Origin of the sequence: Erwinia sp. S38, from assembly GCF_016624545.1 — a bacterium.
Taxonomy (GTDB): domain Bacteria; phylum Pseudomonadota; class Gammaproteobacteria; order Enterobacterales; family Enterobacteriaceae; genus Erwinia; species Erwinia coffeiphila.
Map to the genome: position 1 here is coordinate 175,277 of NZ_JACVTS010000002.1, position 11,792 is coordinate 187,068.

Annotated in this window: 13 protein-coding genes; 6 read left to right on the top strand and 7 right to left on the bottom strand. The window is 55.1% G+C overall.

The window, feature by feature from the left end; genetic code table 11:
* Nucleotides 1–43: 43 nt before the first annotated feature.
* Nucleotides 44–319: a YcgL domain-containing protein gene (locus tag IBT46_RS02905; protein ID WP_105595260.1), complete on the bottom strand. Its 276-nt coding sequence runs from the start codon at nucleotides 317–319 to the stop codon at nucleotides 44–46.
* Between the two features lie 157 nt (nucleotides 320–476).
* Here IBT46_RS02905 and minC point away from each other — a divergent pair, with 157 nt between their 5' ends.
* From minC to minE, 3 genes are read left to right on the top strand one after another with little or no spacing between them, the layout of a single operon-like run.
* Nucleotides 477–1,196 carry a septum site-determining protein MinC gene (minC, locus tag IBT46_RS02910; RefSeq protein ID WP_200543852.1) on the top strand — a complete coding sequence of 240 codons (720 nt, stop codon included), beginning with the start codon at nucleotides 477–479 and terminating at the stop codon, nucleotides 1,194–1,196.
* A 41-nt stretch (nucleotides 1,197–1,237) separates the two neighbouring features.
* Nucleotides 1,238–2,050, top strand: a complete 813-nt coding sequence (gene minD, locus IBT46_RS02915; protein WP_200543854.1) for a septum site-determining protein MinD — start codon at nucleotides 1,238–1,240, stop codon at nucleotides 2,048–2,050.
* 3 nt (nucleotides 2,051–2,053) lie between these two features.
* Nucleotides 2,054–2,323: a cell division topological specificity factor MinE gene (gene minE, locus IBT46_RS02920; protein ID WP_200543856.1), complete on the top strand. Its 270-nt coding sequence runs from the start codon at nucleotides 2,054–2,056 to the stop codon at nucleotides 2,321–2,323.
* A 55-nt stretch (nucleotides 2,324–2,378) separates the two neighbouring features.
* Here the strand turns inward: minE and rnd are convergent, their stop codons facing one another.
* The 5 genes from rnd to IBT46_RS02945 form a co-directional block, all read right to left on the bottom strand.
* Complete coding sequence (gene rnd, locus IBT46_RS02925) at nucleotides 2,379–3,488, bottom strand: ribonuclease D (protein ID WP_200543858.1); 1,110 nt, start codon at nucleotides 3,486–3,488, stop codon at nucleotides 2,379–2,381.
* Between the two features lie 171 nt (nucleotides 3,489–3,659).
* Complete coding sequence (gene fadD, locus IBT46_RS02930) at nucleotides 3,660–5,348, bottom strand: long-chain-fatty-acid--CoA ligase FadD (protein WP_200543860.1); 1,689 nt, start codon at nucleotides 5,346–5,348, stop codon at nucleotides 3,660–3,662.
* A 216-nt stretch (nucleotides 5,349–5,564) separates the two neighbouring features.
* Nucleotides 5,565–6,161, bottom strand: coding sequence for a Slp family lipoprotein (locus tag IBT46_RS02935; protein ID WP_200543861.1), 597 nt, complete (start codon nucleotides 6,159–6,161; stop codon nucleotides 5,565–5,567).
* A gap of 57 nt (nucleotides 6,162–6,218) precedes the next feature.
* Nucleotides 6,219–6,920, bottom strand: coding sequence for a tRNA (adenosine(37)-N6)-threonylcarbamoyltransferase complex dimerization subunit type 1 TsaB (gene tsaB, locus IBT46_RS02940; RefSeq protein WP_200543863.1), 702 nt, complete (start codon nucleotides 6,918–6,920; stop codon nucleotides 6,219–6,221).
* 69 nt (nucleotides 6,921–6,989) lie between these two features.
* A complete protein-coding gene (locus tag IBT46_RS02945) occupies nucleotides 6,990–8,888 on the bottom strand; it encodes an ATP-dependent DNA helicase (protein ID WP_105594143.1) in 1,899 nt (632 codons plus the stop codon).
* A gap of 172 nt (nucleotides 8,889–9,060) precedes the next feature.
* Between IBT46_RS02945 and IBT46_RS02950 the strand changes: the two genes are divergently transcribed.
* Entirely contained in the window at nucleotides 9,061–9,405 is a 345-nt protein-coding gene (locus IBT46_RS02950) for a RidA family protein (RefSeq protein ID WP_200543865.1), read from the top strand.
* A 35-nt stretch (nucleotides 9,406–9,440) separates the two neighbouring features.
* Here the strand turns inward: IBT46_RS02950 and IBT46_RS02955 are convergent, their stop codons facing one another.
* Nucleotides 9,441–9,677: a YoaH family protein gene (locus tag IBT46_RS02955; RefSeq protein ID WP_105594148.1), complete on the bottom strand. Its 237-nt coding sequence runs from the start codon at nucleotides 9,675–9,677 to the stop codon at nucleotides 9,441–9,443.
* Nucleotides 9,678–9,793: 116 nt separating this feature from the next.
* On the opposite strand from IBT46_RS02955, the gene pabB reads away from it, so the two are divergent.
* On the top strand, nucleotides 9,794–11,164 hold the full coding sequence (gene pabB / locus IBT46_RS02960) for an aminodeoxychorismate synthase component 1 (RefSeq protein WP_200543867.1): 1,371 nt from the start codon (nucleotides 9,794–9,796) through the stop codon (nucleotides 11,162–11,164).
* Nucleotides 11,151–11,738 carry a CoA pyrophosphatase gene (locus tag IBT46_RS02965; RefSeq protein ID WP_200543869.1) on the top strand — a complete coding sequence of 196 codons (588 nt, stop codon included), beginning with the start codon at nucleotides 11,151–11,153 and terminating at the stop codon, nucleotides 11,736–11,738. Before pabB ends, IBT46_RS02965 begins: the two co-directional genes overlap by 14 nt.
* The last annotated feature ends 54 nt before the right edge of the window (nucleotides 11,739–11,792 follow it).

Sequence of the window (11,792 nt, forward strand, 5' to 3'; positions counted from 1 at the left end):
TGCTCAACCCGGCGCCGGTGATATATTTACAGACGATTCCTAGTTAAACTTTTTTATGATTTTCCAGATGCATCTTCAGCAGACTTTCCGGCGGCGGCGGCATTTGTAAATAAAAGCCTTCATCACGTAATGCAGCTTTAACTTTTTCGATATCAGCGCCCACCAGCTTCTTGCTGCCGTCCAGCGGCAGCAGCATCGCCAGCTGTGGTTTGCCAAAGCCATTCATCAGAGCTTCAGGGACCCGGGAAAAATCGTCTTTTTTTTCGACATAAAGATAAGTCTGGTCGCGTTTAGTACTTCGATAGATCACACAAAACATATTTTTTACTCGAATTAACCTGGAAGGTAGCTTGCCTGGATATTACAGTAACTATAACATGCTTGCAGAACTTCGGAATATTGTCCTGATTTGATTAACCAGCACAATGTGCGGCTATTTTAGACGGGATGATAAATAACAGGACTGAACGGGACAGATGCCACAATCGCCAATTGAGTTAAAGGGCAGCAGTTTTACACTTTCTGTCCTACATTTGCACCATACCGATCCTGCCACCGTCCGTAAGGCGCTGGCGGAAAAGGTCAGCCAGGCTCCGGCCTTTCTGAGAAATGCGCCCGTCGTTGTCAATGTTTCAGCGTTAACCCGCGATGTTAACTGGCGGCAGATGCAGCAGGCCATTGTGGGTTCAGGCCTGCATATCGTCGGCGTCAGCGGCTGTAAAGACGAACAGTTAAAGCGCACGATTTCACGTTCAGGGCTGCCATTATTAACCGAAGGTAAAGAAAAAAAACCTGCGGGTGATGTGCAACCCGACGTTCCGGTTGTCGCACCCACAGTCGCTGTAGCAGCGGCTGAACCCTCGGTCGAGAGAACCCGGGTGATTTCCACGCCTGTACGTTCCGGGCAACAAATCTATGCCAAAAACTGCGATCTCATCGTCACGAATAATGTCAGTGCGGGTGCCGAACTGATTGCGGATGGCAATATTCATATTTATGGCATGATGCGCGGCCGCGCCCTCGCCGGAGCCGGTGGCGACAAAGGCAGCCAGATTTTTTGCACTAATTTATCAGCGGAGCTGGTTTCCATAGGCGGTGTGTACTGGATTATGGACCAGATACCGAACGAGTTTTTCGGAAAAGCCTCGCGTCTTTGTCTCAAAGACGGTGAGCTGACCATCCAGACACTGAACTGAGCCATGCTCGCAAGCCCTTTCTTTTCTAAGGAAATTACTATATGGCACGCATAATTGTTGTTACATCGGGTAAAGGAGGCGTTGGTAAAACCACGTCCAGCGCGGCCATCGCTACCGGTTTAGCGCAAAAAGGAAAAAAGACGGTTGTTATCGACTTTGATATCGGCCTGCGTAACCTCGATTTGATAATGGGCTGTGAGCGCCGCGTTGTTTATGACTTCGTCAACGTGATCCAGGGTGATGCCACGCTGAATCAGGCGTTAATCAAAGATAAGCGCACTGAAAATTTGTTTATTTTGCCCGCATCACAAACCCGTGATAAAGACGCACTGACCCGCGAAGGCGTGGAAAAAGTGCTGAACGATCTCGCCGCTATGGAGTTCGACTTTGTCATTTGTGATTCACCGGCAGGTATTGAAACCGGCGCGCTGATGGCGCTCTATTTCGCTGATGAAGCGGTGATCACCACTAACCCGGAAGTCTCTTCCGTGCGTGACTCCGACCGTATCCTCGGTATTCTGTCGTCGAAGTCTCGCCGGGCGGAAAATTCGCAGGATGCGATCAAAGAGCATTTGCTGCTGACCCGCTACAACCCGGGCCGCGTGAGCCGTGGCGATATGCTGAGCATGGAAGACGTGCTGGAAATTCTGCGCATTCCTCTGGTCGGTGTCATCCCTGAGGATCAGTCCGTACTGCGCGCCTCAAACCAGGGTGAACCTGTCATCCTCGATACCGAATCCGATGCAGGCAAAGCCTATGCTGATACCGTTGACCGCCTTCTTGGAGAAGAACGCCCCTTCCGCTTCATTGAAGAAGAGAAGAAGGGATTCCTGAAACGCCTGTTTGGGGGATAAACCATGGCCTTACTCGACTTCTTTTTATCCCGAAAAAAGAGCACTGCTAACATAGCCAAGGAACGGCTGCAGATTATCGTGGCAGAACGCAGAAGGGGGGACAGTGAGCCCCAATATCTGCCTCAGTTAAAGAAGGATCTTCTGGAAGTCATTTGCAGATACGTAAAAATCGATCCAGAGATGCTGAGCGTCAAGCTGGATCAAAAAGAGGGTGATATTTCCATTCTGGAGCTGAACGTCACGCTGCCTGAGTCGGAAGAACCCGATAAATGACCCTTCCCTGTCCATAATCTTCCCCTGCGCTAATGCAGGGGAAAATTGTTTGCGATCAGTCCGCGCTGAGGATTTCGTTAATTCCCGCCTCCAGAAGCGTGCCCCGCCAGCCATCAATCAGCTCCGGTTTACGATCCCGCGGTTTTAATTTCCAGTACCAGCTCAGTAGCTGATTAATCTGACGGCGTGATGCCAGCAGCTCCTGGCTGACACCATGCTGTTCCGCCGCACTGGCCACCAGCGCTTTAATCGCTTTGAATACCGACTTATAGCGCGGATGGTCAATCAGGTTAGCAACCGGTTCCGGCAGTTCGCTCTCGTCCAGCGCTTCGGCTTTCGCCACCATTGCCAGCAGCGCCCGTCCGTGGAAGCGGATCTCCTGCCCCGGCACGCCGAGATGTTCCAGCTCGCCCAGCGAGCCCGGCAGGTAGCGCGCAATTTTCCATAAATTCTCTTCACGCACCACGAAATTCACCGCCATATCCTTTTCGCGCGCCGTCTCCAGACGCCAGGCGGCCATCAGACGTAACGCGGCCAGCTGGCGCGGTCGCAGCTGCCAGGCGTTGGTAATTTCACGATAAGCTTCCTGCGGGTCGAGCTGTGCGGTACGACGCTGGCACAGCAGGCGGCATTCATCCAGTGCCGCAGCCATCTGCCCGGCGGCTTCCGTTTCAACCATCAGCTTCTGCGCGATAGGCAGCAGATAGAAAACGTCCGCAGCAGCGTACTGACACTGTTTTTCCGTCAGCGGGCGCGCCATCCAGTCAGTACGAGATTCGCTCTTGTCCAGGGCGATACCGGTAAAGGATTCCACGATAGTGGCAAAGCCGCAGGAAAGGGGGCGACCGGAAAATGCAGCAAGAATCTGAGTATCAATCATCGGGTCGGGAAGTACGCCAAACTCATGCAGGAACACTTCCAGGTCTTCGCTCCCGGCGTGCAGGAACTTAACGATTTCACGATCCTGCAACAGGTCACGGAAGGGTTTCCAGTCTCCGATGGTCAGCGGATCGATTAGCGAAATCGTCTCACCGTCGAAAAGCTGGATCAGGCCCAAACGGGGATAATAAGTGCGCGTGCGAACAAATTCGGTGTCCAGCGCCAGTGCCGAAACCTGACGGGCACGCTGGCAAATCTCGGCCAGCGCTTCGTTGCTGGTAATCATGGTGTAATTCAAAATAACAGTCTCTTGTCGCAGGCTGCATCGCGGCCTGCCTGTGCAGGTGTTAGAAATAATAATGCCGGGTGCATCCCGGCATTTTTGTCCCCGTCGCCCCGACCACAACGATGATGCAGCCGGATAGCAACGGAGTATCGATATCGCGCAGTCGTTCCCTCAGACAGCCGTTTTTTGCGCCGCCTTAATCGCTTCATCGCGCAGTTCCCGGCGCAGAATTTTTCCGACGTTGGTCTTCGGCAGCTCTTCACGGAACTCCACAATTTTCGGAACTTTATATCCCGTCAGATACTTTTTACAGTGCGCAATCAGCTCTTCTTTGGTCAGGGAAGCATCCTTCTTCACCACGCATATTTTCACCGACTCGCCGGCTACGTCGTTGGGAACGCCGATTGCAGCCGCTTCCCGGACTTTCGGATGCAGCATCAGCACATCTTCGATTTCATTGGGATAAACATTAAACCCGGAAACCAGAATCATGTCTTTTTTGCGGTCAACGATGCGAAGAAAGCCTTCATGATCAACGGTAACAATATCGCCGCTGCGAAGCCATCCATTTTTTAAAACTTCATCCGTCGCATCAGGCCGCTGCCAGTAGCCCAGCATCACCTGCGGTCCTTTAATACACAGCTCGCCCGGTTCACCCGGCGCGACCTCATTGCCCTCATCGTCAACCAGCTTCACATCGGTCGACGGCACCGGCAGGCCGATACTGCCGTTGTGGCACTGGATATCGTACGGGTTGACCGAAACCAGCGGCGAGCACTCCGTCAGGCCGTAACCCTCCAGCAGATAGTGCCCGGTCAGTTTTTCCCAGCGCTCAGCAACGGACTTCTGTACCGCCATCCCGCCCCCTGCCGAAAGACTGAGGCTGGAGAAATCCAGCTTGTTGAAGCCTTCATCGTTCAGCAGCGCGTTGAACAGCGTGTTAACGCCGGTAATGGCGGTGAAGGGGTATTTTGCCAGCTCCTTAACCAGGCCCGGAATATCACGCGGGTTGGTGATCAGCAGGTTGGCACCGCCAAGATCGATAAACAGCAGGCAGTTAACCGTCAGCGCAAAGATATGGTACAGCGGCAGTGCCGTGACCACCGTCTCCTGCCCTTCTTTCAACAAAGAACCGTAGGTGGCACGGGTCTGTTCAAGGTTGGCCTGCATATTACGGTGGGTGAGCATCGCTCCCTTCGCCACGCCGGTGGTGCCACCGGTGTACTGCAGAAACGCCAGGTCATCATTAATGACGTCCGGCTTGGTGTAATCCAGACTCGCCCCGCGCTGCAGAGCCTGACGGAATGAAATCGCTCCGGGCAGATGATACTTGGGCACCATCTTTTTGATGTACTTCACCACGAAGTTGACCAGCGTGCCCTTTGCCGTTGACAGCTGATCGCCAAGCCGGGTGAGGATCACATGCTTAACCTGCGTTTTCGCGACAACTTTTTCCAGCGTGTGGGCAAAGTTGGAGACAATCACAATAGCGCTGGCACCGCTGTCATTCAGCTGATGTTCTAATTCTCGCGGGGTATAAAGCGGGTTAACGTTGACCACCGTCATTCCCGCTCGCAGTATGCCAAACAGGGCGATGGGATATTGCAGCAGGTTGGGCATCATCAGCGCCACACGGTCGCCTTTCTTCAGCCCCAGTTCCTGTTGCAGATAGGCGGCAAACGCCCGGCTGCGAATATCAAGCTGTCGGTAAGACAGGCTCTGCCCCATATTGATGAACGCCGTCTGTTCGGCATAACGCAGTACCGCGTGTTCAAACAGGTCAATGAGAGAGCGGTAACGGTCCGCATTAATTTCTGCCGGAACATCGGCCGGATAACGGTTAAGCCAGACCTTTTGCAAGGAGTCACCTCGAAAATGAGTATTAGTAGTCATCGCAGCTCAGCCTCTGATTTCTGTTAACATTATTTTAACTCAGCGTACCAGTTTGCTCAGCTCTCCGTTTTGAGGTTGCGAAGCCCATCACTAAAAATTTCTCACCGGGAGAAAAGTAAACAAAAAAAAGGCATACCCGCTGAAACACAGCGGATATGCCGTGAAAATTTCGCTACAGCACAACTACTCGGTCAGGATTGTCTGAACCTGCGCCGGTGCCGGGGAGTAATAGCCCCAGGGCGGTGGGCCCCAGTATCCACCGTGGCGGCGACCATGACCGGGACCATACCAGATCCACGGGTCAATCGGCTGCGGCGCCGAAACAACTTGCTGCACCCTATGCCAGCGCTGGTAACCTGTTACTTTCACTACAACAAAGTTGTAGTCAGCATCACCAATTTTGCCTTTTTCAATCCCGGCGATAGGCCCGACAACGGTGACCATTTGATTATTGAAGTTAATCGGATCGACAAAGCCGTTGACGTCAGCGAACACGCGACCAATCGTCGCCGACCCTAAAATCGGGCGTGCTGTATCATCCAGACGCATAGCGGCAATCTCAAGACGGGTCACGCCGTTCTTGTTACTGACGCTAATCACTTTACCGCCGAAGCGCGATTCCTGCCCGACATAGAGCTGTGGCGCATTAAGCACTCGCACCAGATCCTGCTGCGGCATTGCCGACGTTCCCTTAACTGAATCAGGCACGGTCACGCAACCTGAAAGCAATAAGGACGTTAATAACAAACCACTCAACTGCCAAAAACGAGATTTACGCATAAGATTCTCCCAGGTACTGTTGATTTGACTGCACCGTGGTGAAATAGTTGCTGCGACTCACTCGCGGCCCGGTAATTTTTTCCATGTCACTTCATTACGCAAATAAGTCGGTTCTGCATGCTCCGGAGCGACAGTTTCCCCCGCAGCCAGCGCCTGCGAGGCAAGAATCAGCATGTCCTCAGCGGCAGGCAATTCCACCTCACTGACAGTTAACACCAGTTGGCTGTTTTCAACCAGTTCAGGCCATGCTTTCCAGCCGGTCCCCACACAGGACCACTCTCCGCTTAATGCGGCCATACGTTCACTTGCCGCCTGAGGACTGAGCACGGCTTCGCTCTCTTCGCCACGCCAGATGCCCTGTTCATCGCGCTGGTACTCAGCCCAGTAAACTTCGCCCATACGGGCATCAATGGCGGCCAGCACTCGCGTTGCTCCGCTCAGTCGCCAGGCGCCCTGTGCCATCGTTTTCAGCGTGGAAACGCCAATCAGCGGCAGCTCCGCACCAAGCGACAGCCCCTGCGCAATGCCGATGCCGATGCGAACGCCGGTGAAACTGCCCGGCCCACGACCAAAAGCCAGGGCATCCAGATCCTTCAGCGCCACGCCACCCTGCTGTAGGATGTCCTGCACCATAGGGAGAATGCGCTGGGTATGTTCCCGCGGGCAGAGTTCAAAATGGGCCAGTCGTTGCTGGTTATTCAACAGAGCAACCGAGCAGGCTTCCGTGGCCGTATCAATGGCTAAAATTCGCGTGGACATTGCAACCTCAGGGATAAAAATTTCGGCGCGAATAATAGCACAAAGCGCGCCGAATTGATGACTGTCGCGTTATGGCTTGAGAAACGCCGCCGCCCGGCTGATATCTCGTGTGCGCGGTGTAGGCGGTAAGCTGTTCAAAAACACCGCACCGTAGGGCCGCATCACCAGCCGATTATCACAAATCACCAGCACGCCGCGATCGTCAACGTCGCGGATCAGGCGGCCAACGCCCTGCTTTAGCGTGATAACGGCATCCGGAAGCTGTACCTGATCGAACGGGTCGCCGCCGCGCAGTTTGCAGTCTTCCATTCTCGCTTTAAGTAATGGATCGTCGGGCGAAGTGAACGGTAGCTTATCGATAATGACCAGCGACAGCGTATCGCCCCGCACATCAACCCCTTCCCAGAAGCTGCTGGTGGCGACCAGCAGCGCATTACCCGCGGCAATGAACTGCTTCAATAGCTGGCCTTTACTGGTTTCCCCCTGAAGCAGCACCGGCAAGGTTAGCGTTGCGCGAAACTCCGCGGCCAGATCGCGCATCACCTGATGAGAGGTACAGAGGAAAAAGCAGCGACCATTGTTGGCTTCGATCAGCGGACGCAGCATGCGCGCCAGCTGGCGAGCTCCACCGGGTTGATTAGGCGAAGGCAGATTACGCGGAACACACAGCAGCGCCTGGCGGGAATAGTCAAACGGGCTGTCGAGGATCAGCGTTTCGGCCTTTTCCACGCCCAGGCGCTCAACGAAATGGGTAACCTGTTCGTTCACCGCCAGCGTGGCAGAGGTGAAGATCCAGCTGGCCGGGCGCTCTTCCATCACCTCGCGGAAACGATCCGAGACGGAAAGCGGCGTCAGCGCCAGGATAAAGTGGCGAGAGTTGCATTCATACCAGTAGCTGAAGCCAGGCTGCGAAACATCTTTCAGCCGTTTCAGCCTTCCACGATAGAGCGCCGCGCGCTCAAATGCCGCATCCAGCAGCGCCGAACGCCCCAGCGACAGCTTCGCCACGTCATAACACAGCTCCAGCGCGTCATCAAGCAACAGTAGCGCTCGCTGCACATGGGGATCGCTAAGCAGCTCGCGCAGGTTGCCACGAAACCCCGGATCGCCTAGAGCCAGGCGAAAATCCTGCGCGCTTTGCGCCAGCCGGTCGGCTGACTTTTGCAGCTGCTGCACATCGCGGATCTCGGTACGGTAGGCAATGGTGATGTCTTTGGCCAGATCCAGTAGCTGGCGGCTGGAGAGCTGCTGGCCGAAATACTGGCTGGCGATATCCGGCACCTGATGTGCCTCATCGAAGATCATCACGTCTGCTTCAGGGATCAGTTCGGCAAAACCGCTCTCTTTTACCACCATATCGGCCAGGAACAGGTGGTGGTTAACCACCACCACGTCAGCATCCATCGCCTTGCGGCGCGCCCTGACCACGAAGCAGTCTTTGTACTGCGGGCAGTCGCTGCCCAGACAGTTATCGTTAGTGCTGGTGACAAGCGGCCAGATGGTGCTGTCCTCCGCCACGCCGCCGCAGGTACTGATATCGCCATCAACGGTTTCGCTGGACCAGCCGCGCAGATGGACCAGATCGCTCATCGCCTGCACGGCGAGTTCCCCCCCGGCCATCGACTGCTGCTCAAGCCGTTCAAGGCACAGATAGTTAGAGCGCCCTTTAAGCAGCGCCAGCGTACCTTTGAATTTTAACGCCTTTGCCACCGTGGGTAGATCGCGGCTGTAGAGCTGATCCTGCAGGGCTTTCGAACCGGTGGAAACAATCACTTTCTTCCCGGAGCGGAGGGCGGGTGCCAGATAGGCATAGGTTTTACCGGTGCCGGTACCGGCCTCAACGACCAGTTCACCGCGCATATCGATGGCTTTCGCCACCGCGGCGGCCATTACCCGCTGCGGTTCACGCGGTTTAAAACCGGGGATCGCCTGCGCCAAAGCGCCGTCCACTGCAAAATCGTCTGCCACAAATCCTCACTACCGGAGAGAAACCACTGTGATTATATCAGTATTAGGGGGGTGATACAAAAACCCAACAAGTGGAGTTTGTGAGGATGCGCAATGCCTCACAGCAGGTGACTCCCGCAGTGGTTTATGCCAGGCTAGCGCCGGTTAATTTAATGTGTAAAAAGGAAAACTCATGACCATTGAACGTATCGATCCAGAACATCGTATGTCGGAAGCCGTCATCCATAATGACGTGGTGTACTACACCAGCGTGCCGGAAAATCTGGATGAGGATGCTGAGGCACAGACGGCGAATGCGCTGGCGGTAATCGATCGCATTCTGACGCGCGTAGGTTCGGACAAGAGCCGCATCCTGGATGCCACTATTTTTCTGGTCAATAAAGATGATTTTGCCGCGATGAACCGCGCATGGGATGCGTGGGTGTCGCCGGGAAATGCGCCGGTTCGCTGTACCGTTCACGCCGGGCTGATGAATCCAAAGTATCTGGTTGAAATCAAAGTCGTGGCGGCAAGATGAGTAGCGCCCCTGCCCTGGCGGCAGGGGGCTTTATATCAGTAATCTTCGTCTTCTTCTTCGTCGTCTTCATCATCCTGACTATCGGCATGATGCTCGTCGTCTTCATCATCAAACATCACCGCAACGTGGCCGCCGGTGTGCGTGCTGCGGATTTCTTCCGCCACCATGGCAATGGCCTGGCCGCTGGTCAAACCTTCTGACATCAGCTGGTGAATGCGTTCTACGGCCTGCTGCTGCTGTTCATGTGTCAGCGCGGGTAATCCTGTAAACATAGTGGCTCCTGAGTGCTCGTGCGGCGCGGATTATTTCACGGGTGACAAAGAGATGCCAGCGGCAGAAAAATATGCCAGGCTTGCACCCCTGTAACGGATCACCCTGCTGAAGAATTATGCTGCCTGTTCTACATTCACTGAAGTATACGCCGGATGCCGTCGAGCATCAGTTTGCCGCTCTGGCACATCTGCCTTGGGCAATGCTGCTGCACTCCGGCTTTGCCGATCACAGCGACAACCGCTTCGATATTCTGGTAGCCGATCCGTTCTGTACGCTGACAACTCGCGGTGAGCAGACCGCCATCGATGAAAACGGCACAGTTAACCATTCCGTTGAGGACCCGCTCACCCTGCTTGCTGCGAAACTGGGGCGTGCTGCGATGCAGGCCACACCGCGTGATGATTTACCGTTCCAGGGCGGTGCACTCGGACTTTTCGGCTATGACCTTGGCCGCCGGTTCGAAACGCTTCCCGAACTCGCCGAGAGTCAGTTAACCACACCGGATATGGCCGTTGGGATCTATGACTGGGCGCTGATCGCCGATCATCATCTGCAAAGGCTGACGCTGGTCGCTTACGGTGATATCAGGCAGCGCCTTGGCTGGCTTAAGGCTCAACGCCCCGCAGCGGCAGAACCGTTCCGGCTGACCGGCGGCTGGCAGACGAATATGTCGCGCGAAGAGTACGGTGAGAAATTCCGCCGGGTGCAGCAGTGGCTGCTTTCGGGGGACTGCTACCAGGTGAATCTGGCGCAGCGCTTCCAGGCCCGCTATCAGGGCAGTGAATGGCAGGCATTTGTCCGCCTTTGCCGCGCTAATCGCGCGCCGTTCAGCGCCTTTATTCGCCTGCCAGACAGCGCGATTCTCAGCCTGTCGCCCGAGCGTTTTATCCGTCTGCAGGACGGTGATATTCAAACCCGTCCAATCAAAGGCACGCTGCCGCGTCTTCCTGACGAACAGGCAGACCATGAACAGGCGATCAGGCTGGCCAACTCCCCGAAGGATCGCAGTGAAAATCTGATGATCGTTGATTTACTGCGCAATGATATTGGCCGGGTTGCGGTGCCGGGCAGTGTCAAGGTGCCCGAACTGTTTGTAGTGGAGCCGTTCCCGGCGGTGCATCATCTTGTGAGTACCATTACCGCACGGTTGAAAGCGGGGCTGTCAGCCTGCGATCTGCTGCGTGCCAGCTTCCCTGGCGGTTCGATAACCGGGGCACCAAAAGTTCGCGCAATGGAAATTATCGAAGAGCTTGAACCACAGCGTCGTAACGCCTGGTGCGGCAGTATTGGCTACCTCAGCGCCTGTGGAAATATGGATACCAGCATCACTATCCGCACGCTGATTGCCGAACAGGGAAATCTCTACTGTGCAGCAGGTGGCGGTGTGGTAGCGGACAGTGACGAAGCAGCGGAGTACCAGGAAACCTTCGATAAGGTCAACCGTATTTTGCCCTGTCTGGAGGAGCCATTGAATGAGCAGCAGTAACCCTCACCTGCAACGCTTTTTGTCGCGCTTTATTCTGCAACCGCCGCCATCAGAAAATATAGCCCTGCCGCGCCGTCAGGCGGCAGTGCTGGTGCCGATCGTCGCTCATCCCAATCCGACCCTGCTGCTTACGCGACGTGCCGCCACGCTGCGTAAACACGCCGGTCAGGTTGCCTTCCCCGGCGGTATGCGTGATGCCGAGGATGAATCGCTGGTGATCACCGCACTGCGCGAAGCCGAAGAGGAGGTCGCGATCCCGCCGAAGGCCGTTGAGGTTATCGGGGTACTGCCGCCGGTCACCAGCAGCACCGGATTCCAGGTCACGCCGGTGGTGGGCATTATCCAGCCCGGCCTGCGCTGGCAGCCTAACGAGGGGGAAGTTGAATCGGTGTTCGAAATGCCGCTGGAAGAAGCGCTGCGTTTGAGTCGCTATACCCCACTGGACGTGCATCGTCACGGGTTTCATCACCGCGTCTGGCTCTCCTGGTTTGATGACTATTTTATCTGGGGGATGACCGCCGGAATTATTCGCCGCCTGAGTCTTCAGGTGGAAAAAACCACACAAATCGACTAAAATACAGCCTCATATCGGTCTGAAATTCATCTTTGCCTTATTTTTAACTGCTTT

Coding starts and splice junctions, on each gene's coding strand:
- IBT46_RS02905 (WP_105595260.1), bottom strand. CDS start 319: ATGTTTTGTGTGATCTATCGAAGTACTAAACGCGACCAGACTTATCTT.
- minC (WP_200543852.1), top strand. CDS start 477: ATGCCACAATCGCCAATTGAGTTAAAGGGCAGCAGTTTTACACTTTCT.
- minD (WP_200543854.1), top strand. CDS start 1,238: ATGGCACGCATAATTGTTGTTACATCGGGTAAAGGAGGCGTTGGTAAA.
- minE (WP_200543856.1), top strand. CDS start 2,054: ATGGCCTTACTCGACTTCTTTTTATCCCGAAAAAAGAGCACTGCTAAC.
- rnd (WP_200543858.1), bottom strand. CDS start 3,488: ATGATTACCAGCAACGAAGCGCTGGCCGAGATTTGCCAGCGTGCCCGT.
- IBT46_RS02935 (WP_200543861.1), bottom strand. CDS start 6,161: ATGCGTAAATCTCGTTTTTGGCAGTTGAGTGGTTTGTTATTAACGTCC.
- tsaB (WP_200543863.1), bottom strand. CDS start 6,920: ATGTCCACGCGAATTTTAGCCATTGATACGGCCACGGAAGCCTGCTCG.
- IBT46_RS02950 (WP_200543865.1), top strand. CDS start 9,061: ATGACCATTGAACGTATCGATCCAGAACATCGTATGTCGGAAGCCGTC.
- IBT46_RS02955 (WP_105594148.1), bottom strand. CDS start 9,677: ATGTTTACAGGATTACCCGCGCTGACACATGAACAGCAGCAGCAGGCC.
- pabB (WP_200543867.1), top strand. CDS start 9,794: ATGCTGCCTGTTCTACATTCACTGAAGTATACGCCGGATGCCGTCGAG.
- IBT46_RS02965 (WP_200543869.1), top strand. CDS start 11,151: ATGAGCAGCAGTAACCCTCACCTGCAACGCTTTTTGTCGCGCTTTATT.